Annotated in this window: 22 protein-coding genes; 7 read left to right on the forward strand and 15 right to left on the reverse strand. The window is 63.2% G+C overall.

Annotated elements, in window-relative coordinates:
- Nucleotides 1-502: 502 nt before the first annotated feature.
- Both ACIP1G_RS12095 and cysK read right to left on the reverse strand, forming a co-directional pair.
- Complete coding sequence (locus ACIP1G_RS12095; protein ID WP_400736996.1) at nt 503-1438, reverse strand: aspartyl/asparaginyl beta-hydroxylase domain-containing protein; 936 nt, start codon at nt 1436-1438, stop codon at nt 503-505.
- Nucleotides 1439-1611: 173 nt separating this feature from the next.
- Nucleotides 1612-2586 (reverse strand): cysteine synthase A, encoded by a 975-nt coding sequence (gene cysK, locus ACIP1G_RS12100; protein WP_400736999.1) that lies wholly within the window; start codon nt 2584-2586, stop codon nt 1612-1614.
- A 134-nt stretch (nt 2587-2720) separates the two neighbouring features.
- Between cysK and ACIP1G_RS12105 the strand changes: the two genes are divergently transcribed.
- The 3 genes from ACIP1G_RS12105 to ACIP1G_RS12115 all read left to right on the forward strand — a co-directional run bounded on the left by ACIP1G_RS12105 (nt 2721) and on the right by ACIP1G_RS12115 (nt 6046).
- Complete coding sequence (locus tag ACIP1G_RS12105; protein WP_400737002.1) at nt 2721-3794, forward strand: DUF748 domain-containing protein; 1074 nt, start codon at nt 2721-2723, stop codon at nt 3792-3794.
- A 214-nt stretch (nt 3795-4008) separates the two neighbouring features.
- The gene (locus ACIP1G_RS12110; RefSeq protein WP_346645502.1) at nt 4009-4854 is read left to right on the forward strand and encodes a MoxR family ATPase; all 846 of its coding nucleotides are present in this window, start codon (nt 4009-4011) and stop codon (nt 4852-4854) included.
- Between the two features lie 13 nt (nt 4855-4867).
- The gene (locus ACIP1G_RS12115) at nt 4868-6046 is read left to right on the forward strand and encodes a VWA domain-containing protein (protein ID WP_400737005.1); all 1179 of its coding nucleotides are present in this window, start codon (nt 4868-4870) and stop codon (nt 6044-6046) included.
- 114 nt (nt 6047-6160) lie between these two features.
- On the opposite strand, the gene ACIP1G_RS12120 is transcribed toward ACIP1G_RS12115, so the two are convergent.
- Genes ACIP1G_RS12120 through ACIP1G_RS12135 form a run of 4 tightly spaced genes read right to left on the reverse strand, consistent with a single transcriptional unit; the run spans nt 6161 to nt 9833 of the window.
- A complete protein-coding gene (locus ACIP1G_RS12120; RefSeq protein ID WP_400737007.1) occupies nt 6161-7078 on the reverse strand; it encodes a biotin-dependent carboxyltransferase family protein in 918 nt (305 codons plus the stop codon).
- Entirely contained in the window at nt 7075-7761 is a 687-nt protein-coding gene (gene pxpB, locus ACIP1G_RS12125; RefSeq protein ID WP_400737010.1) for a 5-oxoprolinase subunit PxpB, read from the reverse strand. The genes ACIP1G_RS12120 and pxpB overlap by 4 nt, the downstream gene beginning before the upstream one ends.
- The gene (locus ACIP1G_RS12130) at nt 7758-8537 is read right to left on the reverse strand and encodes a 5-oxoprolinase subunit PxpA (RefSeq protein ID WP_400737013.1); all 780 of its coding nucleotides are present in this window, start codon (nt 8535-8537) and stop codon (nt 7758-7760) included. The genes pxpB and ACIP1G_RS12130 overlap by 4 nt, the downstream gene beginning before the upstream one ends.
- Nucleotides 8538-8546: 9 nt before the next feature.
- The gene (locus ACIP1G_RS12135; protein WP_400737015.1) at nt 8547-9833 is read right to left on the reverse strand and encodes an MFS transporter; all 1287 of its coding nucleotides are present in this window, start codon (nt 9831-9833) and stop codon (nt 8547-8549) included.
- 129 nt (nt 9834-9962) lie between these two features.
- Here ACIP1G_RS12135 and ACIP1G_RS12140 point away from each other — a divergent pair, with 129 nt between their 5' ends.
- Nucleotides 9963-10874, forward strand: a complete 912-nt coding sequence (locus tag ACIP1G_RS12140) for a LysR family transcriptional regulator (RefSeq protein ID WP_400737017.1) — start codon at nt 9963-9965, stop codon at nt 10872-10874.
- A gap of 134 nt (nt 10875-11008) precedes the next feature.
- Here the strand turns inward: ACIP1G_RS12140 and ACIP1G_RS12145 are convergent, their stop codons facing one another.
- The 3 genes from ACIP1G_RS12145 to ACIP1G_RS12155 are packed head-to-tail and all read right to left on the reverse strand — an operon-like array spanning nt 11009 to nt 12825.
- Entirely contained in the window at nt 11009-11530 is a 522-nt protein-coding gene (locus tag ACIP1G_RS12145) for a DUF2937 family protein (RefSeq protein ID WP_400737019.1), read from the reverse strand.
- A gap of 9 nt (nt 11531-11539) precedes the next feature.
- A complete protein-coding gene (locus ACIP1G_RS12150) occupies nt 11540-12313 on the reverse strand; it encodes a class II glutamine amidotransferase (protein ID WP_400737021.1) in 774 nt (257 codons plus the stop codon).
- A 14-nt stretch (nt 12314-12327) separates the two neighbouring features.
- Nucleotides 12328-12825: an MFS transporter gene (locus ACIP1G_RS12155; RefSeq protein ID WP_400737024.1), complete on the reverse strand. Its 498-nt coding sequence runs from the start codon at nt 12823-12825 to the stop codon at nt 12328-12330.
- Nucleotides 12826-12939: 114 nt separating this feature from the next.
- Between ACIP1G_RS12155 and ACIP1G_RS12160 the strand changes: the two genes are divergently transcribed.
- A complete protein-coding gene (locus ACIP1G_RS12160) occupies nt 12940-14982 on the forward strand; it encodes a S9 family peptidase (RefSeq protein WP_400737026.1) in 2043 nt (680 codons plus the stop codon).
- 140 nt (nt 14983-15122) lie between these two features.
- Here ACIP1G_RS12160 and ACIP1G_RS12165 read toward each other — a convergent pair whose 3' ends face one another.
- Complete coding sequence (locus ACIP1G_RS12165; RefSeq protein WP_400737029.1) at nt 15123-15401, reverse strand: hypothetical protein; 279 nt, start codon at nt 15399-15401, stop codon at nt 15123-15125.
- Between the two features lie 132 nt (nt 15402-15533).
- Here ACIP1G_RS12165 and ACIP1G_RS12170 point away from each other — a divergent pair, with 132 nt between their 5' ends.
- Together ACIP1G_RS12170 and ACIP1G_RS12175 are read left to right on the forward strand one after the other, a co-directional pair.
- The gene (locus tag ACIP1G_RS12170) at nt 15534-15905 is read left to right on the forward strand and encodes a YajD family HNH nuclease (RefSeq protein ID WP_003254676.1); all 372 of its coding nucleotides are present in this window, start codon (nt 15534-15536) and stop codon (nt 15903-15905) included.
- A 71-nt stretch (nt 15906-15976) separates the two neighbouring features.
- Nucleotides 15977-16447, forward strand: a complete 471-nt coding sequence (locus ACIP1G_RS12175) for an RNA methyltransferase (RefSeq protein ID WP_016711941.1) — start codon at nt 15977-15979, stop codon at nt 16445-16447.
- A gap of 165 nt (nt 16448-16612) precedes the next feature.
- Here the strand turns inward: ACIP1G_RS12175 and ACIP1G_RS12180 are convergent, their stop codons facing one another.
- The 5 genes from ACIP1G_RS12180 to ACIP1G_RS12200 all read right to left on the reverse strand — a co-directional run bounded on the left by ACIP1G_RS12180 (nt 16613) and on the right by ACIP1G_RS12200 (nt 22690).
- The gene (locus tag ACIP1G_RS12180; protein ID WP_400737033.1) at nt 16613-18103 is read right to left on the reverse strand and encodes an aldehyde dehydrogenase; all 1491 of its coding nucleotides are present in this window, start codon (nt 18101-18103) and stop codon (nt 16613-16615) included.
- A gap of 12 nt (nt 18104-18115) precedes the next feature.
- Nucleotides 18116-19009 (reverse strand): dihydrodipicolinate synthase family protein, encoded by an 894-nt coding sequence (locus tag ACIP1G_RS12185; protein ID WP_400737035.1) that lies wholly within the window; start codon nt 19007-19009, stop codon nt 18116-18118.
- Nucleotides 19010-19082: 73 nt separating this feature from the next.
- Nucleotides 19083-20411 carry an MFS transporter gene (locus ACIP1G_RS12190; protein ID WP_400737037.1) on the reverse strand — a complete coding sequence of 443 codons (1329 nt, stop codon included), beginning with the start codon at nt 20409-20411 and terminating at the stop codon, nt 19083-19085.
- A 181-nt stretch (nt 20412-20592) separates the two neighbouring features.
- The gene (locus ACIP1G_RS12195) at nt 20593-21912 is read right to left on the reverse strand and encodes an NAD(P)/FAD-dependent oxidoreductase (RefSeq protein ID WP_400737040.1); all 1320 of its coding nucleotides are present in this window, start codon (nt 21910-21912) and stop codon (nt 20593-20595) included.
- A 61-nt stretch (nt 21913-21973) separates the two neighbouring features.
- Nucleotides 21974-22690, reverse strand: a complete 717-nt coding sequence (locus tag ACIP1G_RS12200; protein WP_400737042.1) for a GntR family transcriptional regulator — start codon at nt 22688-22690, stop codon at nt 21974-21976.
- Nucleotides 22691-22784: the final 94 nt, after the last annotated feature.

Raw genomic sequence — 22784 nt, forward strand, 5'->3', positions numbered from 1 at the left:
CTGCGCAGCAGCCCCAAGGTTTCCGCACACATGCACAAATTGCCGGGGCTGCTTCGCAGCCCATCGCGACGCAAGGCCGCTCCTACAAGGGCCGATGCTGGCCAGAAGGACCATGCAAGACAGTCCCACATTTGTTGCAATGTGGCCATGTCTGTGGGGGGTAAGCCTCGGTGCAAGGCTTAAGACAGGTGGGGCGGCAGCAGTGTCAACTCAGGAATCCAGCCAGCCTACCAAAGCTGACAACCATGGCTTGGCAGGTTCGGCACGTTGCAACAAATGTGGGAGCGGGCTTGCCCCGCGAAGCGCCGCGCGGGCGGCGCTCGATCTGACTGGCTATGAAAATGTCGTGACAAGCACCTTGCAGCCAAACCTCTACTTGAGCCCTATGGGTCATCTATAACGGCTCTATAATCGCTCTATAATGCGCTATAAAGCGCTATAAAGCGCTATAAAGCGCTGAGGCTGACATCTTTGGGGCGCTTTGCACCCCCACCAGGCCAAATCAGAACAACCAGCGATACAGCAGATACGCCACCACCACCGCCAGCACCGGCCGCAGCACACGGTAGGCCTTGGGGTTGGCGCGCTTGAACTGCTTCACGCGGCCACTGATCTTGTTGCTGAAGCGCTTGCTCCAGGCATACGCCTGGTTGATCCCGCCCACACGCTCGTCGTCTGTGTTCTGCGGCGCAGTGGCGCGGCCGAGGAAGGCGCTGACCTTGCGGTTGATACGGGTCATCAGCGGGCTGCTCAGCGGGCGTTCGATGTCGCAGAACAGGATCACCCGGGTGAAGTCGGTTTCGTTCTTGACCCAGTGCACGTAGGTTTCGTCGAACATCACGTCTTCACCATCACGCCAGGCATATTCCTCGCCGTCGACGTAGATGCGGCACGCATCGGAGTTGGGGGTGGACAGGCCCAGGTGGTAGCGCAGCGAACCGGCGAACGGGTCGCGGTGCGGGTTCAGGTGGCTGCCGCCAGGCAGCAAGGCGAACATCGCGCCCTTGACGTTGGGGATGCTGCTAACCAGCTCGACGGTGCGCGGGCACAGGGCTTCGGCCGACGGCAGCGGTTTGTCGTACCACTTCAGGTAAAAACGCTTCCAGCCTTTCTTGAAGAACGAACCAAAGCCGGCGTCGTTGTCCTTTTCGGCGGCGCGAATGTAGCCTTCGTCGAACAGGCGCATGGCCTCTTCACGGATTTCCTGCCAGTTGTCCTTCAGCACGTCCAGTTCAGGGAAGCGCTGGCGGTCCAGGTAGGGCTTGGACGGCACGCCGGAGAACAGATACATCAAGGCGTTGTAGGGGGCAAACAGCGCCGAATGGTTGACGAACTGGCGCAACACCGGCAGGCGGGCCTTGCCGCGCAGGTGCACGAACAGCACGCTGCCGAAAAACACCAGCAAGACACCCGCCTTGGCTGCAAAGGAAAAGGTCATGCTTTCACTCCTTGGGGAAGAGCCAGGGCTGCGCGTCCTGCTCTCCTGAAAATCATCCTGCCATCATAAACCGATCCCGCCGAGGTAAACACAACCCGGGCGGGATCGCACTCATGAAGATTTTGCAATAAACCTGGCCGCTGAATACTGCGCCGAGTCAGCGGCAAGGCCGATTATTGCTGGTTTTCCTGCTCGCTGAACATGTCGCTGAACAGCATGCTCGACAGGTAGCGCTCGCCGGAGTCCGGCAAAATTACGACGATGGTCTTACCTTGCATTTCCGGTTTTTCGGCCAGGCGCACGGCTGCCGCCATCGCCGCACCACAGGAAATGCCGCAGAGGATGCCCTCTTCCTGCATCAGGCGGATGGCCATGGCCTTGGACTCTTCATCGGTCACCGTTGCCACCTGGTCGACAATCGACAGGTCGAGGTTCTTCGGCACGAAGCCGGCACCGATACCCTGGATTTTATGCGGGCTGGGCTTGAGTTCTTCGCCGGCCAAGGTCTGGCTGATCAGTGGCGAAGTCACTGGCTCCACGGCCACCGACAGGATCGCCTTGCCCTGCGTATGCTTGATGTAGCGCGACACGCCGGTGATGGTGCCGCCGGTGCCCACGCCGGCCACCAGCACGTCGACCGCGCCATCGGTGTCATTCCAGATTTCCGGGCCGGTGGTTTTCTCGTGGATTGCCGGGTTGGCCGGGTTTTCGAACTGGCCAGGCAGGAAGTACTGGGCCGGGTCGGAGGCAACGATTTCGTTGGCCTTCTCGATGGCACCCTTCATGCCCTTGGCCGGGTCGGTCAGCACCAGTTCGGCGCCCAGCGCCTTTAGTACCTTGCGGCGCTCCAGGCTCATCGACGCCGGCATGGTCAACATCAGCTTGTAGCCACGGGCGGCGGCGACGAAGGCCAGGCCGATGCCGGTGTTGCCCGAGGTGGGTTCGACGATGGTCATGCCCGGCTTGAGCTTGCCGCTGCTCTCGGCGTCCCACACCATGTTCGCGCCAATGCGGCATTTGACCGAATAGCCTGGGTTGCGCCCTTCGATCTTGGCCAGGATGGTCACGCCGCGCGGGGCAATGCGGTTGATCTGCACCAGCGGCGTGTTGCCGATGGAGTGGGCGTTGTCTGCAAAGATACGGCTCATGGCAGGGGTCCTTGGCATGAAAGAAAGCAGGGAAAGAGCTCAAGGGTAAGCCCCGGCCGAGGGCCCGTAAAGCCTGTTCGAACTCCGTGGCAAAGCCTGCGGTCAACCGCTCAGGTTACATTGGAGGGCCTGAGATGAAAGGTCGCTACCGCTGGCCGCTGGTCGGCCTGGCCAGCCTGGCCGTGCTGCTGGTGGCCCTGCACCTGGCCCTGCCCTACCTGGTGCGCGATTACCTGAACGACAGGCTGGCCAACATGGGCGACTACCGCGGCCAGGTGGCTGATGTGGACCTGGCCTGGTGGCGCGGCGCTTACAAGATCAACGGGCTGAAAATCGTCAAGACCAGCGGCAAGGTCCCGGTGCCGCTGCTGGACGCGCCATTGATCGACCTGTCGGTGAGCTGGCGTTCGCTGTGGTATGACAAGGCGGTGGTGGCCAAGGTGACCTTCGTGCGGCCCGAGCTGAATTTTGTCGACGGTGGCAGCAAACAAGCGTCGCAGACCGGCCGGGGCACCGATTGGCGCCAACAGCTGGAAAAGCTGCTGCCGATCACCCTCAACGAAGTGCATATCGAAAACGGCGTGCTGACCTTTCGCAACTTCAATTCCAAGCCGCCGGTCAACCTCAAGGCCACCCAGCTGGACGCCAATATCCGCAACCTGACCAACGTGCGCGACAAAAAGGGCCGGCGCGACGCCAGCCTGGACGCCAACGCCCTGCTGCTGGGCGATGCCAAGGTGGAAAGCCGCGCCACCTTCGACCCGTTCAGCGATTTCGATGACTTCCAGTTCCGCCTGCGCGCCACCGGTATAGAACTGCGCAAGCTCAATGACTTTGCCAGCGCCTACGGCAAGTTCGACTTCAATGCCGGGCATGGCGACCTGGTGATCGAGGCCCAGGCCGAGAATGGCCGGCTTACCGGCTATATCAAGCCACTGCTGCGCGATGTCGACGTGTTCAACTGGCAACAGGATGTGCAGGAAAAGGACAAAGGCTTTTTCCGCTCGGTGTGGGAGGCGCTGGTGGGCGCGACCCAGACGGTGCTGAAAAACCAGCCGAAGAACCAGTTCGCCACCCGTGTGGAACTCAGTGGCAGCGTGCGCAAGCAGGACGTCAGTGCCTTGGAGGCGTTTTTGCAGATACTGCGCAACGGCTTTATCCAGGCGTTCAATGCGCAGTATGAGCAGCCGAAGCCGAAGTCTGACTGAGCAGGCGTGACGGGGCATTCAGGGACTGAATACCCGGTCTGCGTTTGCAGCTGCCTGGCCCCGCGTTATAGTCGGTAACAACTTACAAACATGTGTTGCCTGTGCCGGCCCTTTCGCGGGTAAACCCGCTCCTACAAGGTTACTGCGATCCCTGTGTAGGAGCGGGTTCACCCGCGAAGAGGCCGGCACAGGCTTAAGACAGAGGACAGCCCCCATGAAGTTCGAAGGCACCCGCGACTACGTCGCCACAGACGACCTGAAACTGGCGGTAAACGCGGCCATCACCCTCGAACGCCCGTTGCTGGTCAAGGGCGAGCCGGGCACCGGCAAGACCATGCTCGCCGAGCAGCTGGCGGCCTCGTTCGGTGCACGCTTGATCACCTGGCACATCAAATCCACCACCAAGGCCCATCAGGGCCTCTACGAGTACGACGCGGTCAGCCGCCTGCGCGACTCGCAGCTGGGCGTGGACAAGGTCCACGATGTGCGCAACTACCTGAAAAAGGGCAAGCTGTGGGAGGCCTTCGAGGCCGAAGAACGGGTCATCCTGCTGATCGACGAAATCGACAAGGCCGACATCGAGTTCCCCAACGACCTGCTGCAAGAGCTGGACAAGATGGAGTTCTACGTCTACGAAATCGACGAGACCATCAAGGCCAAGCAACGGCCGATCATCATCATTACCTCCAACAATGAAAAAGAGCTGCCAGACGCCTTCCTGCGCCGCTGCTTCTTCCACTACATCGCCTTCCCCGACCGCGGCACCCTGCAGCAGATCGTCGACGTGCACTACCCGAACATCAGCCAGTCGCTGGTCAGCGAGGCACTCGACGTGTTCTTCGACGTGCGCAAGGTACCGGGCCTGAAGAAAAAGCCGTCCACCTCCGAACTGGTCGACTGGCTGAAGCTGCTGATGGCCGACAACATCGGTGAAGCCGTGCTGCGCGAACGCGACCCGACCAAGGCCATTCCGCCACTGGCCGGTGCACTGGTGAAGAACGAACAGGATGTGCAGTTGCTGGAGCGCCTGGCCTTCATGAGCCGGCGCGGCAACCGCTGACAGGAGCCGGGCCATGCTGCTCAACCTGTTCAATGAAATGCGCGCGGCCAAGGTGCCGGTGTCGGTGCGCGAGCTGCTCGACCTGCACCAGGCCTTGCAAAAGCGCGTGGTGTTCGCCGACATGGACGAGTTTTACTACCTCGCCCGTGCCATCCTGGTGAAGGACGAACGCCACTTCGACAAGTTCGACCGGGCCTTTGCCGCCTACTTCAAGGGCCTGGAAAACCTCGACCGGCACATCGAGGCGCTGATCCCGGAAGACTGGCTGCGCAAGGAGTTCGAGCGTTCGCTGACCGATGAAGAACGCGCGCAGATCCAGTCGCTGGGCGGCCTGGACAAGCTGATCGAGGAATTCAAGAAGCGCCTCGAAGAGCAAAAGGAACGCCACGCCGGCGGCAACAAATGGATCGGCACCGGTGGCACCAGCCCGTTCGGCTCGGGCGGCTTCAACCCCGAGGGCATCCGCGTGGGCGAGGCCGGCAAGCGCCAGGGCAAGGCGGTGAAGGTGTGGGACCAGCGCGAGTACAAGAACCTCGACGACCAGGTGGAACTGGGCACGCGCAACATCAAGCTGGCCCTGCGCCGGCTGCGCAAGTTCGCCCGTGAAGGCGCCGCCGAAGAGCTGGATATCGACGGTACCATCGACCACACCGCGCGCGATGCCGGGCTGCTGAACATCCAGATGCGCCCCGAGCGGCGCAATACCGTGAAGCTGCTGTTGCTGTTCGACATCGGCGGCTCGATGGACGCCCACGTCAAGGTCTGCGAAGAGCTGTTCTCGGCCTGCAAGACCGAGTTCAAGCACCTGGAGTACTACTACTTCCACAACTGCGTGTACGAGTCGGTGTGGAAGAACAACCTGCGCCGCACCTCGGAACGCTATTCCACCTTCGACCTGCTACACAAGTACGGCGACGACTACAAAGTGGTGTTCGTCGGCGATGCAGCCATGGCGCCCTACGAGATTACCCAGCCCGGTGGTAGCGTTGAGCACTGGAACGAAGAGGCCGGGTATGTGTGGATACAACGCTTCATGGAGAAGTTCAGGAAGATCATCTGGATCAACCCGTACCCCAAGCAGGCCTGGGACTACACCGCTTCGACCCACCTGGTGCGGGACCTGATCGAGGACAAGATGTACCCGCTGACCTTGCAGGGGTTGGAGGAAGGGATGCGCTACCTGTCCAAGTGAGGGTGCTTGTGCCGGCCTCTTCGCGGGTGAACCCGCTCCTACAACGGATTGCACCGGCTCGGGGCCAACGCCGTCTGTGTAGGAGCGGGTTCACCCGCGAAGAGGCCAGCAGCCTTACAACCAACACTCCAGGTAACGCTGCTGCTCCCGCCAAGCCTCATCCTGCACCACCGCCCTGAACCGCACAGCAGCCCCCGGCATGCACTGCGCCAGCTGCGCCAATGCCAACGGCGTCAACGCCCCCAGCCGCGGATAACCACCAATGGTCTGCCGGTCATTGAGCAGCACGATCGGCTGCCCATCCGGCGGCACCTGCACCGCGCCCAGCGGTATCCCTTCGGAAATCATCGGCACGCCCTGGTAGACCAACTGCGGCCCCAGCAGGCGGATGCCCATGCGATCAGCCCGGCTGTCCAGCGTCCAGTCACTGTTGAATGCCTCAAACAGGCTGGTACCGCTGAAATCACCAATCTGCGCGCCCATCACCAGGTCAAGCACAGGCTTTTGTGCGTACGTTGGACGCAGCGTTGCCGGCACCTCGCGCACGCTCGCCAAAGCGTCTGCAAATGCCAGCACCTGGCCTTTACCAAGCGCAGCACCACAGCCATCGATACCGCCAAGTTCTTCCCGCACCACAGTGGCACAGCTGCCCAGCACAGCTTCCCCCTGGAACCCGCCAGGTGCAGCCAAGTACGCCCGCACGCCCTGCCTGGGCTGTTTCAGGGTCAACCGCTGCCCTTTGCCCAAGGCAAAGCTGCGCCAGGGCGCGACCGGCTGATCATCGACCCGTGCATCCAGGTCGGCACCCGCCAGGGCCAGCACACAATCCTGTTCAGCCACCACGCAGAAACCACCCAGCGCCACCTCGACCACCGGTGCCGCCAACGGGTTGCCCAGCAGCCAGTTGGCCCAGTGCATCGCCACCCAGTCCAACGCCCCGCCCTGGGTCACGCCCAGATGGCGTACCCCAAAGCGCCCGGCATCCTGCAACTGGCACAGCGCGGTGCTGGCCTCGATCTGCAACTGCTTCATCCCTGTGCCTCCACATCACCGCCCAAGGCCAGGAATTCACCGCGCGAAACCGGCACAAAACGCACTCGGTCACCGGGTTGCAACAGGCTGTAGCCATCACGTTCACGGTCGAACAGCCGCACCGGGGTACGGCCGATCAGGTTCCAGCCGCCCGGCGATACTGCCGGGTACGCCGCCGTCTGGCGCTCGGCAATGCCCACGCTGCCAGCCGCCACCCGCTTGCGCGGGGTGCTCAGGCGCGGGCTGGCCAGGCGTTCATCAACCAGGCCCATGAAGCCGAAACCGGGGGCAAAGCCCAGGGCAAACACGGGGTATTCGCGTTCGCTGTGCAGGCGGATTACCTCGGCTTCGCTCAACGCGCTGCGGGCGGCCAGCACCGGCAGTTCAGGGCCGACACTGGCGTCGTACCACACCGGGATTTCATGGCGGCGACCGCCACTGCCGGTGTCTGGCTGCAAACCGTCCAGTGCCTGGGCGATCAGCGCCCTCGCCTCGCCCGGAGGCAGGTCGAACTGCACCATCAGCGTGGTGTAGGACGGCACCAGGTCCAGCATGTGCTCGCCGAACGCCGCGCGCAGGCGCTGGCTGGCGGCGAGCATCCACGGCATGTTGGCCTCGTCGATACGCTCGAACAGGCGCACCATCAGGCTGTCGATGGCTACCACTTCGATGCGCGGTTTCATCTCGCCTCCAGCGCATCGAGGGCCTGACGAATCTGCCGCACCGCCGCAACCGAACTGTCGTTGTCGCCGTGCACGCACAAGGTGCTGGCCGCCAACTTCAAGGCACTGCCGTCGTCCGCCACCAGCGTGTCGCCACGGGCCAGGCGCACGGCCTGCTCCACCACCAGCGCCGGGTCGTGGTGCACCGCGCCGGGCAGGCGCCGCGAAACCAGGTGGCCGCTGGCGGTATAGGCGCGGTCAGCGAACGCCTCGAACCACAGCGGTACACCGATTTCATCGCCCAGGGCCTGGGCGGCGCGGTTGTCGGCAGTGGCCATCAGCATCAGCGGCAGGTTGCTGTCGTAGGCCGCTACGGCCTCCAGCACGGTACGCAGCTTGAGCGGGTCGGCCATCATGTCGTTGTATAGCGCACCATGGGGCTTCACGTAGGCCACGCGGCCACCCAGTACCTTGCAGATGCCGTCCAGCGCACCGACCTGGTAATGCAGCAGGTCGCGGATTTCTTCCGGGCTGCAGGCCATGGAGCGGCGGCCGAAGCCGACCAAGTCCGGGTAGGCCGGGTGCGCGCCGATGGTTACCCCGTGCGCCAGTGCCAGCGCTACGGTGCGGCGCATGATGCTCGGGTCGCCAGCGTGGTAGCCGCAGGCGATGTTGGCGCAATCGATGTATGGCATCACCTCGGCGTCCAGGCCCATGCGCCAGCTGCCGAAACTCTCGCCCATGTCGCAATTGAGTAGCAGGCGTTCCACCACGCGGCCTCCGTTGTTGTTATCCATATGCCTACCTTACCGCGCCTGCAGCTGTTTGCCGCGGGTTTCCGGCAGGCTCAGCGCGGCCACGATCACCACGCCGTAAGACACCGCCGAGAACACCCCGATACCCAGGCCCAGCGGCACTTTCTGGCCAAGCACACCGATCAGCAGCGGGAACAACGCCGCAATGACCTTGCCGATGTTGTAGCAGAAGCCCTGCCCCGACCCACGAATGCGCGTGGGGAACAGCTCGGTCAGGAAAGCGCCCATGCCGCTGAAAATGCCCGAAGCGAAGAAGCCCAGCGGGAAGCCCAGCCACAGCATCACGCCATCGCTGACCTGCATCTGCGTGTACAACAGCACGATGACGAACGAACCCACGGCGAACAGGATGAAGTTCTTCTTGCGCCCCAGCAGGTCGGACAGGTACGCGCTGACCACATAGCCGATGTAGGAGCCGACAATCACCATGGCCAGGTAGCCACCGGTGCCCAGCACGCTGAGGCCGCGCTCGTTCTTGAGGAAGGTCGGCAGCCACGAGGTAATGGCGTAGTAGCCGCCCAGCGCGCCCGTGGTCAGCAGCGACGCACGCACGGTGGTCCAGAGCATGCCCGGGGCGAAGATTTCGTAGAAGTGCGACGGCGCCTCGGCGTTTTCCGTTGCCTTGGCCTCGCGGTACACCTCAGGGTCCTTGACCAGGCGGCGGACGAAGATCACGAAGATCGCCGGCACCAGCCCCAGCAGGAACAGCGCACGCCAGGCCTGCTCCGCCGGTAGCCAGGAGAACAGCAGCGCATAGAGGATCGCGGTGAGGCCCCAGCCAAGGGCCCAGCCGGACTGCACCATGCCCACCGCCTTGCCGCGGTCCTGGGCACGGATTACCTCGCCGATCAGCACAGCGCCGGCAGTCCACTCACCGCCGAATCCAAAGCCCATCAGGGTGCGGGCGATCAGCAGTTGCTCGTAGTTCTGGGCGAAGCCGCAGAGGAAGGTGAAAAAGGCGAACCACAGCACCGTCAGTTGAAGGGTGCGCACCCGGCCGATGCGGTCGGAGAGGATGCCGGCAATCCAGCCACCCACGGCCGATGCGATCAATGTGCTGGTGTGAATCAACCCGGCTTCGGTGGTGGTGATACCCCACAGCATGATCAGCGTAGGAATGACGAAGCTGAGCATCTGCGTGTCCATGCCGTCGAGGCCATAGCCGATCTTGCAGCTCCAGAAGGTGCGCCGTTGCTGTGAGTCGATATCACGGTACCAGGCGAAAGGCCCGGACGAAGGGGGGGAACTGACCTGCTGCTGCACGCCGGTGGGGTTCATGCTTGCCTCGGCTTGTTGGTATTGTTTTATGGGCGACATAAAGCGTCGCGGCCTGGGTACCATGTTCAGAGGCCGCGCCGCCTGCGTCCAATGAGAAAAACCGCCGGTCTGGAACAAGAAAAACTGATCATGAACCTTCGCTTCCTCGAAACCTTTGTCTGGGTCGCCCGGCTCAAGAGCTTCCGCCTGACCGCGGAAAAGCTGTTCACCACCCAGGCCTCGGTGTCCAGCCGCATTGCCGCGCTGGAGGCCGACCTGGGCGTGAAACTGCTGCTGCGCGATTCCCGTGGCGTCAGCCTGACCCCAGAAGGCGGCAAGGTGCTGGAATATGCCGAGCGCATGCTGGAAACCGCCAAGGCCATGAAGCAGTCGCTGGACAGCGACCGGGCCAAGGTCGGGCGCATTCGCATCGGGGTAATGGACACGGTGATCCACACCTGGATGAGCGCGCTGGTGGCCGAGCTGAGCGAGCGCTACCCGCAGGTGGAGATCGAGCTGGTGGCCGACACTGCGCTGAACCTGCGCGAGCAACTGCAGAAGGGTTTTCTCGATGTGATCCTGCAGACCGACCTGCTGCGCGAACAGTCGATCCGCAGCCTCGACCTGGCGCGTTACCCGATGGGCTGGGTGGTGGCTGCCGGCTCTCCCCAGCACCGCGACTACGCTTCGCTGGCCGAGCTTGGCCGTGAGCGCATCATCACCTTTTCGAAGAACTCGCGGCCGCACCAGGAGGTGCTAAGCCTGCTGCAGGGTGCGGGGGCCGAAACGCCGCGCCTGAACTGCGTGAACTCGGTGGCGGCGATTACCCGGTTGTTGCGCGACGGCTTTGGCATTGGTGCGTTGCCGCCAGCGCTGGTGGATGCCGAGCTGAGCCGGGGTGAGCTGGTATTGCTGGAGGGGTTGCAACCACCGCCGAGCCTGGAGCTGGTGGTGGCCTGGCAGACCGGGGTGGTGTTGGTGGATGAAGTGGTCGGGGTGTGCCGGCAGGTGCTGGAGCGGTATGCTCGGGATGTGGGGGGGCAGCGGATCGTGTTGGTCTGACTGATTATCTTTGCCTGTACCGGCCTCTTCGCGGGTGAACCCGCTCCCACAGGTACTGCATCAAACCTGAATCCTGTGCAAATCCTGTGGGAGCGGGTTTACCCGCGAAAGGGCCAGTACAGGCGCAACAAAAATCAGCGCCAGCTCTCCTTCACCACCCGGCGCCGCCCGCCGAGGACCACCCAGCCAATCCCCAGCAACAGGCTCTCGACCACAAACGCCAGCACAAACCCTGCGCCAACGCCCCAGCCAATCGCCTCGGGTACCAGCAGAATCTGGTAGCTGTAGCCATTCAGGGTTTCTTCGCGCAACTGCGGGTCGGCCTGCACCAGCACATGCCAGGTGCGCTCGGCCCATGGTCCTTGCAGCGCCTGCCATTCGTTTTCCAGCAGTTCGTTGCGGATCATCAGGCTTTCGATGCTGTTGGCATCGCTGTTGAACACCGGGTCGTCACTGCTGCGGTAATGCCGCAGCAGCGCCTGCAGGTCGCCATCAAAGAAGCGCTCGGCCGTCTGCCGGAAGCCATCCAGCGCCTCGCGCGATTCAAACAGGTGCGCCTCGACCCGCTGGCTGTAGTCCTTGACCAGCCCCGGGACCTGAATGCCGGCCAGCAGGCCGAAGGTGAACAGCAGCAACCGCAGGTAACTTCTGAACATGCAGCGTCCTTAGCTCTGGCCGTGCGTCACGCACTCGCCGTGCCGCCACAGGGCCCATTGACCCGGCTCGTAACGCTGCCAGGTCTCGTTCTCGGTCAGGGCCTCGGTGGCGATCACCGTGACCACGTCGTTGGGGGTGGTTTCGGTATGAAAATCGACGATCAGGTCGACATCTTTCAACCGCGCAGCACCAAACGGCGCACGGCGGGTAATGTGCACCAGCTTGGTCGAGCAGAAGCAGAACAGCCAGTCGCCATCGCTGAGCATGCAATTGAACACACCCTGGCCACGGTAGCCGGCACAGGCTTCGACCAGCACCGGCAGCAGCTGTTCCACCGGCACCGGCTCGGGGAAGGCGCTGCGGATGCGGTTGAGCAGGTCGCAGAAGGCCGCTTCGCTGTCGGTGTCGCCTATTGGCCGGTAGAAGCTGGCCTGGCCCTTGAAGTCGCCCAACTGGCCGTTGTGCGCGAAGCACCAGTTGCGGCCCCACATTTCCCGCACGAACGGGTGGGTGTTGGACAGGCACACCTTGCCGACGTTGGCCTGGCGGATATGGCCGATGACCACTTCGCTCTTGATCGGGTAGCGCTGCACCAGGTTGGCCACCTCCGACTCGCTGCTGGCGGCCGGGTCCTGGAACAGGCGCAGGCCACGGCCTTCGTAGAAGCCGATGCCCCAGCCGTCACGGTGCGGGCCGGTACGGCCGCCGCGCTGCATCAGGCCGGTGAAGCTGAAGACGATGTCGGTGGGGACGTTGGCACTCATGCCCAGCAGTTCGCACATAGGCGTGTCTCCGCTTACAGACGGGGCTCGACCCGGCCATTGCCACGCGGGGCGGCTGGCGGCGGGTCGTCACGGTAACGGTCGCGGCGCTCGGTGGCCAACGGCGCCTGGGCAGCGAACTGGTCATCTTCGGCTGCCTGGCGCTGGGCAGCCGCTTCGGCCTGCGCACGGCGTTCGCGGGCGCGCTTTTCCAGCGGCCAGCGCAGCAACACGAAGAGGAAATACAGGCCGAAGGCGATCATGCCGTACATGGCAAAGTCCGACACTGCGCGCCAGGCGTTGTTGCCGACCTTGAAGGCAACATCCAGGGCAGTGATGGCGATGGCCGGGGCGAAGCTTTCCTTGACCGGGTCGACGATGGTCGGGGTCAGCAGCAGCACCGCCAGCACTACCCGCAGCGGTTCGCGCAGCCAGCGCCACATCCAGCCGGTGAGCTTGAAGGCCACCAGCAGGCAGCCCAGGGCGGCAATCGCGTACAGGCCCCAGGCGAAGGTGTAGTCGTTCTCGGTCATGGTGTTCGTGCAAGCCAGGCAATGAGATGCCTATGATAAACACTTTTCCGGGCTGTAGGAGCGGGTTTACCCGCGAAGAGGCCAGCACAGGCAACCCCAACCAAGAGACCCTCAATGCCAACCAAGCCCCAACCCCCGATTGCCCAAGCCGACCAGGCCGCCGACCCATACGCCTGGCTGCAACAACGCGACACCCCCAAGGTACTCGCCTACCTGCAAGCCGAAAACGCCTACCAGGAAGCTTGCCTGGCCGACCAGGCGCCATTGCGCGAACAATTGTTCGAGGAGATCAAGGGCCGCATCCAGGAAACCGACCTGTCGCTGCCAGCGCCCTGGGGCCCCTACCTGTACTACACCCGCACCACCGCCGGCGACGAATACCCGCGCCACTACCGCTGCCCACGCCCGGCCGACGACTCCAACACGGTCGATGAAAGCCAGGAACAGCTGTTGCTCGACCCCAACGCCCTGGCCAACGGCGGCTTCCTGTCGCTGGGCGCGTTCAATGTCAGCCCCGACCACCGCCTGCTGGCCTACAGCCTCGACACCAGTGGCGACGAAATCTTCACCCTGTACGTCAAGGACCTGGCCAGTGGCGACGTCACTGCCCTGCCCTTCGACGACTGCGACGGCAGCCTGACCTGGGCCAACGATAGCCAGACGCTGTTCTTCGCCGAGCTGGACGACACCCACCGGCCATGGCGCCTGCGTCGCCACACCCTGGGCAGCGACGGCGCGCAAACCGTATTCGAAGAGCCCGACGGGCGCTTCTTCCTGCATTGTTACCGCACCAGCTCCGAGCGCCAACTGGTGCTGCTGCTCAACAGCAAGACAACCAGCGAGGCCTGGGTGCTGGATGCCGAAACCCCGCAGGCGCCGTTCACCTGCCTGGCACCGCGGGTCGAAGACCACGAGTACTTCCCCGACCATGGCCAGCTCGACGGCCAGTGGCGCTGGTTCATCCGCACCAACCAGGACGGCATCAACTTCGCCCTGTACCACGCGCCAGTCGCCCCGGTGCCAAGCCGTGAGCAATGGCAAGTGCTGGTACCGCACCGCGACACCATCATGCTCGAAGGCCTCAGCCTGAATGCCAGCGCCCTGACCTTGAGCCTGCGCGAAGGCGGCCTGCCAATCATCGAGGTGCGCCCGCAGGGCCTCCCGGCCTACCGCGTCAAACTGCCAGACGCGGCTTACAGCCTGTACGTGCAGGACAGCCTGGAGTTCGCCAGCACTCGCCTGCGCCTGCGCTATGAAGCGCTCAACCGCCCGGCCCAGGTACGCCAGCTGGAGCTGGCCAGCGGCGCTCAGGAAGTACTCAAGCAAACCCCGGTGCTGGGTGCGTTCGATGCCGATGACTATGTCAGCGAGCGCCTGTGGGCCACCGCAGCGGACGGCACCCAGGTGCCGATCAGCCTGGTGCGCCGCCGCCAGGACCTGGGCCAGACCGTGCCACTGTACCTGTATGGCTACGGCGCCTATGGCGAAAGCCTCGACCCGTGGTTCTCGCATGCGCGCCTGAGCCTGCTGGAGCGCGGCGTGGCCTTTGCCATCGCCCATGTGCGTGGTGGTGGCGAACTGGGCGAGGCCTGGTACCGCGCTGGCAAGCAGGAGCACAAGCACAACACTTTCAGCGACTTCATCGCCTGTGCCGAGCACCTGATCGCCGAGGGTGTGACCACTGCCGACCGCCTGGCCATCAGTGGCGGCAGCGCCGGTGGCCTGCTGATGGGTGCGGTGCTCAACCTGCGCCCCGAGCTGTTCCGCTGCGCGATTGCCGAAGTGCCGTTCGTCGATGTGCTCAACACCATGCTCGACCCTGAGCTGCCGCTGACCGTGACCGAGTACGACGAATGGGGCAACCCTGAAGAGCCGGAGGTGTATGAGCGGATCAAGGCTTATGCGCCTTACGAGAACGTGAAAGCGCAGGCCTACCCGGCGATGCTGGTGGTGGCGGGTTACAACGACAGCCGCGTGCAGTACTGGGAAGCGGCCAAGTGGGTGGCGCGGTTGCGTACGTGCAAGACCGACATCAACCTGCTGCTGCTCAAGACCGAGATGGGTGCCGGGCATGGCGGGATGAGTGGGCGCTATCAGGGGCTGAAGGATGTGGCCCTGGAGTATGCGTTCGTGTTTGGCGAATTAGGTATCGCTTGAGATAGCAGGGGGCGCTTTGCGCCCCTTTCGCGACACAAGGCCGCTCCTACAAGGAAACGCGGTCTCCTGTAGGAGCGGCCTTGCGTCGCGATGGGCTGCAAAGCAGCCCCAAAAATCCCACAGCCACATACATCTGTCAGTCAATCATCATCCACCGCCGGCTTCGGCGGTTCTGGCCGCAACCCCGGCAATGGTTGATCCTTCGGCGGCCCCGGCACCGGCATCGGTGGCAACAACGGCGCTCCCGGCTGGCTGTCATAAGCCTTGGGCGGCGTACTCGGGGTTATCTGTGGGTATGGCGTAGGCGTGGGCGTACCCGGTGCACCGGGCACCGGCGTGCTGAGCCGGGGTGGCGTGCTGGCGGCTTCGGCCATGGGCAGGCCAGCCAGCAACAGCGCAGCGAGGATCGCGCGGAACATCAGCAACCTCCTGTCGGGAACCTTCCTACAGGCTACGCCTAAATCAAAGCTTTCGCCTGTCCGCCTGCCCTGCAAGCGCGCTAGACTCAATGGCATAAACGTCATCTGCCTGATCAGAACAAAGGAAACACCATGAGCTCCACCTCTTCCGCCGCCGCCACCGCGCGCCTGGACCGCATCCTTGCCGATGCCAAGCGCGACAAGGAAATGGGCTACCGCGACAAGGCCCTGAGAATGTACCCGCACGTGTGCGGCCGCTGCGCCCGCGAGTTCGCCGGCAAGCGCCTGAGCGAGCTGACCGTGCACCACCGTGACCACAACCACGACAACAACCCGCAGGACGGCTCCAACTGGGAGCTGCTATGCCTGTACTGCCACGACAACGAGCACTCGCGCTACACCGACCAGCAGTACTTCAGCGAAGGCTCCACCAGTACCCCGAGCATCGCCAAGGCCACCCATAACCCGTTCGCCGGGCTGGCGGGCATGCTGAAGAAAGACTGACCATCGATTCACCCCCCGCTGCTACCGGGCAGCCCGTATAATCGCGCTTTTTTCGCGAAGGGCCCCGGTACGTGGCAAACAAACGATACAGCTGCATCGGCCTGTTCAACCCCAAGTCGCCGGAAAACGTCGGCTCGGTGATGCGTGCCGCGGGTTGCTATGGCGTCAATTCGGTGTTTTACACCGGCAAAAGGTACGAACGCGCACGGGACTTTGTCACCGACACCAAGCGTGTGCACTACGATATCCCACTGATCGGCATCGATGACCTGCAGCGCATCATTCCGCTGGGCTGCACGCCGGTGGCGGTGGAGCTGGTGGAAGGGGCGCGGCCATTGCCGGAATATACCCACCCGGACCGGGCCATCTACATCTTCGGGCCGGAGGATGGCTCGCTGAGCGAGGATGTGCGGGGGTGGTGTGAAGAGACCATCTACATACCGACCGAGGGTTGCATGAACCTGGCGGCGACGGTGAATGTGGTGCTGTATGACCGCATGGCCAAGGGGCTGAATACCCGCTCGGGGCCCAAGTTCAAATAAAAAGGCCGCCCTTGCAGTGCCTGCACCGGCCTCTTCGCGGGTGAACCCGCTCCCACAGACTGTGCATACCCTGTGGGAGCGGGTTTACCCGCGAAGAGGCCAGCACTGGCAACACAGGGCGGCCAGGTGCCGAACTCCGTCAGAACAGCACCGGTCTTGCTCAGATCACGAAGCGTTGATCCAGATGGTCTTCAGCTCCGTGTACTGGTCGTGGGCCCAGATGGACTTGTCGCGCCCACCAAAGCCGGACTCTTTGTAGCCGCCGAACGGCGTGGTCACATCACCTTCACCGAAGCAGTTGACCGTCACCACGCCGGCACGGATTTCACGCGACAGGCGCAGCGCATTGCGCAGGCTGCCGGTGTAGGCCGAAGCCGCCAGGCCGTAGACGGTGTCGTTGGCCAGCTCGATCGCTTCGTCGATGGTCTCGAAGCTGGTCACGCTCAGCACCGGGCCAAAGATTTCCTCGACGAACAGCTTGTTGTCGCGGCCAACGTTGTCGACGATGGTCGGCTGCACGAACACGCCGTCCTCGGTTTCGCCGCCCTGAACGATGCTGAGTTTCTGCTCGGCAGCGTATTCCAGGTACGACTTGACCTTCTCGAAGTGTGACTTGCTGACCATCGCGCCCAGGCGGTTGTCCGGGTCGAGCGGGTCGCCCAGCTTCCAGTCCTTCAGGTGCTTGGCGATCAGGCCCAGCAGCTCGTCCTTGACGTCCTTGTGCACGATCAGACGCGACGAGGCGGAGCAGTTCTCGCCCATGTTCCAGAACGCACCGGCGGTGACGAACTGGGCCACTTCGTCCAGGTCTTCACAGTCGTTCATGACCACGGCCGGGTTCTTGCCACCCAGCTCCAGGACGATGCGCTTGAGGTTGGACTCGGCGGCGTATTTCAGGAACAGCCGGCCGGTATCAGTCGAGCCGGTGAAACTGACCATCGGGATGTCCATGTGGCGGCCGATGGCCTCGCCCACTTCACGGCCACCGCCAGGCACCAGGTTGAACACACCGGCTGGAATGCCGGCCTCATGGGCCAGTTCGGCCACGCGCAGGGCGCTGAGGGTGGTTTCCTTGGCCGGTTTGACCACGATCGAGCAACCGGCGGCCAGCGACGGGGCGATCTTCCAGGCCAGCATCAGCAGCGGGAAGTTCCACGGCAGCACCAGGCCGACCACGCCGATGGCTTCGCGCACCACCATGGTCACGGCGGCGTTGCCGGTCGGGGCGGTGGCGTCGTAGATCTTGTCGATCAGCTCGGCGTGCCAGCGGATGGTGTGGATGGTTTCCGGCACGTCGACGGTCTGGCACTCACTGACCGGCTTGCCGCTGTCCAGCGCTTCCAGTACGGCCAGTTCGTGGGCGTTGTCTTCCAGCAGTTGGGCGAACTTCTGCAGCACGTGCTTGCGGTCGTTCGGCTGCATCTTCGACCAGGTGCCCTCTTCGAACACGCGCTTGGCCGCGGCCACGGCGACGTTGACGTCGTTGACGTCGCAAGCGGCGACTTCAGCCAGCTGCTTGCCGGTGGCCGGGTTGGTGGTGACGAAGGTGCGGCCAGAGATGGCATCGCGGAATTCACCGTCGATGAACGCCTGGGTGCGCAGTTGCAGTTCGGCGGCGATGGCCGCGTATTGTTCCTTGTTCAGCAATTCAGCCATGTTCGTGGCTCCTTATTTGATCTGGGCAATAGTGGCCTTCAGTTCGGTGACCACGCGCTGCAGCTCGGCTTTCTCGGCTGCATCGAGGTCGGTCAGCGGCTTGCGAACGCCGCCAGTGCTCAGGCCGTTCAGGGCAACGCCGTTCTTGATCGCCTGGACGAACTTGCCACCTTCAAGGAAGTCCATCAGCGGCATCATGGCGGCCATGATCTTGCGGCCTTTGTCGAAGTTCTTCTCGATCACGCAGGCCTCGTACAAGGCCACGTGCTCGCGCGGGATGAAGTTGGAGCCTGCGCAGACCCAGCTCTTGGCGCCCCAGGCAAAGAACTCCAGGGCCTGGTCGTCCCAGCCGCACGACAGCTGGATGTTCGGGCGTTTGATGGCCAGGCGGTGCAGCTGGGCCATGTCACCGGAGCTTTCCTTGATGGCGACGATGTTCTTCACATCGGCAACGGCATCGAAGAACTCTTCGCCCATGCTCACGCTCATGCGGCCTGGGTAGTTGTAGAGCATGATCGGCAGGCCGGCGGCGGCGTCGACGGCTTTGACGTGCAGGGCGATTTCCTGCTGGGTCGGCAGCGCGTACGGCGGGGTGCCCACCAGCAGCGCATCGGCCTTGATTTCCTTGGCGTGCTGGGCGAAGGCCACGGCGTCTTCGGTACGGATGCCACCGGTGCCGACGATCAGCGGCAGGCGGCCGTTGAGCACGTCCTTGGCCTGGGCAGCCAGGTCAATGCGCTCCTGGGTGGTGTGAGCGTAGTACTCGCCGGTGGAGCCACCAATGATGACGCCGTGGATTTTCGACTCGACCAGGTATTCGAGGACCTCGGCGAACGCCGCCTTGTCGATCGAGCCGTCCGCAGCCAGCGGAGTGATTGCCGGGGTGTAGATGCCTTCGAATTTCACGGTAGGTTCTCCAGTGCGTTGCTCAGTGTTGTAAAGGCCGCAGCGGGTCGACACTGCGGCGGGTGTCAAGAATTCAGTTCAGCGAAGCCGCTTGTTGCAGGTTCAGCGAACGGGTTTCCGGGGCCAGGGCGACCGAGAAGGCCAGGCCGACGAAGGTCACCGCCGCTGCGGCGTACATGGTCGCGCCGATGCCATAGCTGTCCAGGGCGATGGGCACCAGCCAGGTGCCAACGGCGGCGCCAATACGCGACATCGAGGTGCCAACGCCCACGGCGCCAGCACGAATTTCGGTGGGGAACAGCTCGTTCGGGTAGACCAGCTGCAGCACCTGGGCTCCGCCAATGAACAGCGCGTAGGCGCCGAACAGGGTGAGAATGAGCATCTCGTTGCCGTTGCTGAAGGCGCCCAGGCCCAACAGTGCCAGGCCCGACCAGAAGAAGCTGTGCAGCAGCGTGGTGCGTCGGCCAATGGTGTTCAGCAGGCGGGTGCCGATGAGGCAACCGACCACGAACAGGCAGGTGATGGCGACCGAACCGATGGCTGCCCAGTCCCCTTTCAGGTTGAGCGCACCCAACACCTTCGGAGCGAAAGCGTAGACGGCGAACACCGGGATCACCGAGCAAGTCCAGAACATGGTGACGAACAGCATGCGCTTGCCGTAGCCGGAGTGCAGCAGGCTGAGGAACGACAGCTTGCGGGTCTTGGGTTCTTCCGGCAGGTTTTTCAGCGAGAAGCCGTTGCCATATACACGCTTGATCACCTGCTCGGCTTCGGCGGAGCGGCCTTTGCTGATCAACCAGCGCGGCGATTCGGGGGTGCCCAAACGGATCGCGAACAGCAGCGCGCCGATCACCGCGGCACTGGCCAGCACCAGGCGCCAGGCATCGTCGCCGCCGTGGCGCAGGATCGACTCACCGACCATGTAGGCGGTTGCGGCACCGGCGAACCACAGCACGGTCAGGGTGGCCAGGCGTGGGCCACGGTTCTTCTTGGGCAGGAACTCCAACAGCAGCGAGGTGGCCACCGGGTACTCGATGCCCACCGCAATGCCGATGGCAAAGCGCAGCAGGAACAACGTCAGCGCCGACTCCACCCAGAACTGCGCCAACGACGCCAGGATGAACAGGGTCGGGCCGACAAAAAACACGCGCTTGCGGCCGAAGCGGTCGGTCAGCCAACCACCGAAGAAGCCACCGAAGAAAATGCCGATCAGCGCCGAGGCGGCGATCATGCCCTGCCAGAAACTGGTCAGGCTGAGGCCCGCGGACATCTGCACCATGGCCACGCCGATGATACTCAGTACATAGCCATCGACGAACGAACCGCCACCGGAACGCAAAGTCAGCAACTGGTGGAAGTTGTTGATCGGTACATCTTCAATCGAAACATTCGGACTTGTCATTATTGTTCCTACCACTTCTGCTACATGCACAAATTCAAGGCGAGCGTGCCCGCGAAACTGAAAACAGCAATCAGCCCCGGGTGACCGACCCACCGGTCGATCATCAAATTCGGGCAAAGGGTGCCCGTGCCGGCTAAATCAGCCCCGGCATCAAATGTTCAAGGTTACAACCGGTCAGCGATCAGCTTTCTTTGCCAGCGCGGAACTGCCCCCACATCAGGTTGGCATTCAAGCCCAGGGAAACCAGGGGCTGCGGCGGGTTTGCGCAAGGCCCTGGGGCATTGAGCAAGAATTCGATCAGTTCGTTCTTGTCACCGGCCAGCCAGTCGGCCAGCAACTTGCCGGTGACGGTGCCACGGGTAACACCCAGGCCATTGCAGCACAGCGCGCCGACTACATTGGGCGCCAACTTGCCAAAGAAGCCCATGTGGTTGCGCGACAGTGCCAATGCACCGCCCCAGGTATATTCGAAGTTCACCCCGGGCAACATCGGGAAACGCCGGGCGAACGATTCGCGGTGGCGCTGGACAAAACGGTCCAGGTATTTGCGGTTGCTGCGCCCGTCGGGGTTGTAGCTGAAGCTGTTGCGGATCAGCAGGCGGTTGTCGACGGTGCGGCGCATGGTGGTGCCGAACGGATCGGCCGGGATCACACCCCAGTAGGGTTTGCCACCCAGACGTGCCTGCTCTTCTTCGGTCAGCGGGCGGGTGATGCTGCCGTAGGTAAACACTGGCAGCATGCGGCCCTTGAGGAAGCCGAAGCTCATGCCAAAGGCGTTGGTGGTGAGCACCAGCTTGTCGGCGGTGATCGAACCGTTGGCGTGGCGCAGCACCACCTTGTCACCGTAGTCGACTTCAGTGATCGGCGTGTGTTCGTAAAGGGAAACGTTACTTGGCAGGCTGTCGGCCAGGCCTTTCACCAGTGCCGAAGGCTGCAGCAGTGCAGTGCCGGGGGTGAACAGGCCCTTGCGGTAGAAATGCGTGCCAATGTGATCAGGCAGGTCGCGGCCTTCGATCACTTCGTAGGGCTGGCCAAGCTTGTCCAGGCCGCGGCGGTAGGCATCCAGCACGGCGATGCCGCGGTCTTCGATGGCTGCCTGGTACTTGCCGCAGTGGCGGAACTGGCACTCGATGTCGTAGCGCTCGATCAGCTCCTTGAGGTACGACTGGCCGCCCAGGTTGAGCTTGAGCACGGTCTTGGCGATGTCGATGTCGCCGATATAGTCCTCGGCGCCGATGTCGTGCGGCAGGTCGATGGCAAAACCGGCGTTACGGCCGGAGGTGCCGAAACCGACCTCCTGGGCCTCGATCAGCACGATCTCGTCATCCGGGAAGTTCGTTGCCAGCTGGCGTGCAGCCGCCAGGCCGGTGAAGCCGGCGCCGACCACCACCCAACGCGCCTGGCTGTGGCCACTGTGGGCCGGCCTTGGCGTGCGGGGTTTGCTCAGGTGGTACCAGCCACAGGTGGCATCATCGGCAGGTAACGAACTTATTCTTGTCATGTCACTAACCTGGATCTTGTTGTTGACGAGTGGTCAGCAGCAGTGGCCTGACCTGGGTAATTCATATCTGGATCGGTACATCCAGCCCTTGCGGTGCGGCGTACTCGGCCATGCGCCGACGCGACAGTTCCATATGCTCGCGGGCCAATTGGCCAGCGGTTTGCGCATCACGGCGTTCGATGGCCTCGATAATCTGTTCGTGCTGCTCACAGGCGATCTCGAGGTCCCGCTGCATGTCGTCGGTAGTCGGATGGCGGTAGAAAATCTTGCCCAGGCGGGTATGGTCGATCAGCAGGCGGCGCAGGCTCGGCATCAGGTAGTCGTTGTGCGCCATCTTGCCGATTTCCAGGTGGAAGGCGTCGTTGTAGAGCACGCGGTTTTCCACGTCGCGCTCTTCGATGGCCTGGCGGAACTGGGCCTGGATGGCCTTGAGCACCTCGATTTCATCGGCACTGGCGTAGGTGGCAGCCAGTTGGGTAGTAGCAACGTAGATAAGCGGCGCGGCAACGTAAAAGCTGTGCAGCGACTCGTGATTCATGGCAGCGACGCGTGGCGCGCGGTTGGCTTCCAGTTCGATGTAGCCTTCAGCGGCAATCTGGCGCAACAGCTCACGGACCGGGGGGCGCGACAGGCCAAATTCGTCGCACAGGGCCAGCTCGTCCACCACGGCGCCCGGGGCCAGTTCCATGCTGAGGATCCGGCGGCGCAGTGCTTCGGCAAGGACGGCCTTGCGGTCTTGCGGCACTTCTGCGGCGAGTGGTTGAACGGTGGCTTTCATGGCGGCCTTCTTTGTTGTCATAGAGCTATGTCTACTATTTGTATAACGACTATAGGTCACTGTTAGACAATGTGTCTACAGCATTTTCGATGAA

The sequence above is a fragment of the Pseudomonas sp. NPDC089392 genome, assembly GCF_044749595.1.
GTDB lineage: Bacteria > Pseudomonadota > Gammaproteobacteria > Pseudomonadales > Pseudomonadaceae > Aquipseudomonas.

Coding starts and splice junctions, on each gene's coding strand:
- ACIP1G_RS12195 (WP_400737040.1), bottom strand. CDS start 21,912: ATGACAAGAATAAGTTCGTTACCTGCCGATGATGCCACCTGTGGCTGG.
- pxpB (WP_400737010.1), bottom strand. CDS start 7,761: ATGAAACCGCGCATCGAAGTGGTAGCCATCGACAGCCTGATGGTGCGC.
- ACIP1G_RS12145 (WP_400737019.1), bottom strand. CDS start 11,530: ATGTTCAGAAGTTACCTGCGGTTGCTGCTGTTCACCTTCGGCCTGCTG.
- ACIP1G_RS12095 (WP_400736996.1), bottom strand. CDS start 1,438: ATGACCTTTTCCTTTGCAGCCAAGGCGGGTGTCTTGCTGGTGTTTTTC.
- ACIP1G_RS12110 (WP_346645502.1), top strand. CDS start 4,009: ATGAAGTTCGAAGGCACCCGCGACTACGTCGCCACAGACGACCTGAAA.
- ACIP1G_RS12140 (WP_400737017.1), top strand. CDS start 9,963: ATGAACCTTCGCTTCCTCGAAACCTTTGTCTGGGTCGCCCGGCTCAAG.
- ACIP1G_RS12170 (WP_003254676.1), top strand. CDS start 15,534: ATGAGCTCCACCTCTTCCGCCGCCGCCACCGCGCGCCTGGACCGCATC.
- ACIP1G_RS12200 (WP_400737042.1), bottom strand. CDS start 22,690: ATGAAAGCCACCGTTCAACCACTCGCCGCAGAAGTGCCGCAAGACCGC.
- ACIP1G_RS12105 (WP_400737002.1), top strand. CDS start 2,721: ATGAAAGGTCGCTACCGCTGGCCGCTGGTCGGCCTGGCCAGCCTGGCC.
- ACIP1G_RS12150 (WP_400737021.1), bottom strand. CDS start 12,313: ATGTGCGAACTGCTGGGCATGAGTGCCAACGTCCCCACCGACATCGTC.
- ACIP1G_RS12130 (WP_400737013.1), bottom strand. CDS start 8,537: ATGGATAACAACAACGGAGGCCGCGTGGTGGAACGCCTGCTACTCAAT.
- ACIP1G_RS12160 (WP_400737026.1), top strand. CDS start 12,940: ATGCCAACCAAGCCCCAACCCCCGATTGCCCAAGCCGACCAGGCCGCC.
- cysK (WP_400736999.1), bottom strand. CDS start 2,586: ATGAGCCGTATCTTTGCAGACAACGCCCACTCCATCGGCAACACGCCG.
- ACIP1G_RS12190 (WP_400737037.1), bottom strand. CDS start 20,411: ATGACAAGTCCGAATGTTTCGATTGAAGATGTACCGATCAACAACTTC.
- ACIP1G_RS12115 (WP_400737005.1), top strand. CDS start 4,868: ATGCTGCTCAACCTGTTCAATGAAATGCGCGCGGCCAAGGTGCCGGTG.
- ACIP1G_RS12135 (WP_400737015.1), bottom strand. CDS start 9,833: ATGAACCCCACCGGCGTGCAGCAGCAGGTCAGTTCCCCCCCTTCGTCC.
- ACIP1G_RS12165 (WP_400737029.1), bottom strand. CDS start 15,401: ATGTTCCGCGCGATCCTCGCTGCGCTGTTGCTGGCTGGCCTGCCCATG.
- ACIP1G_RS12120 (WP_400737007.1), bottom strand. CDS start 7,078: ATGAAGCAGTTGCAGATCGAGGCCAGCACCGCGCTGTGCCAGTTGCAG.
- ACIP1G_RS12155 (WP_400737024.1), bottom strand. CDS start 12,825: ATGACCGAGAACGACTACACCTTCGCCTGGGGCCTGTACGCGATTGCC.
- ACIP1G_RS12180 (WP_400737033.1), bottom strand. CDS start 18,103: ATGGCTGAATTGCTGAACAAGGAACAATACGCGGCCATCGCCGCCGAA.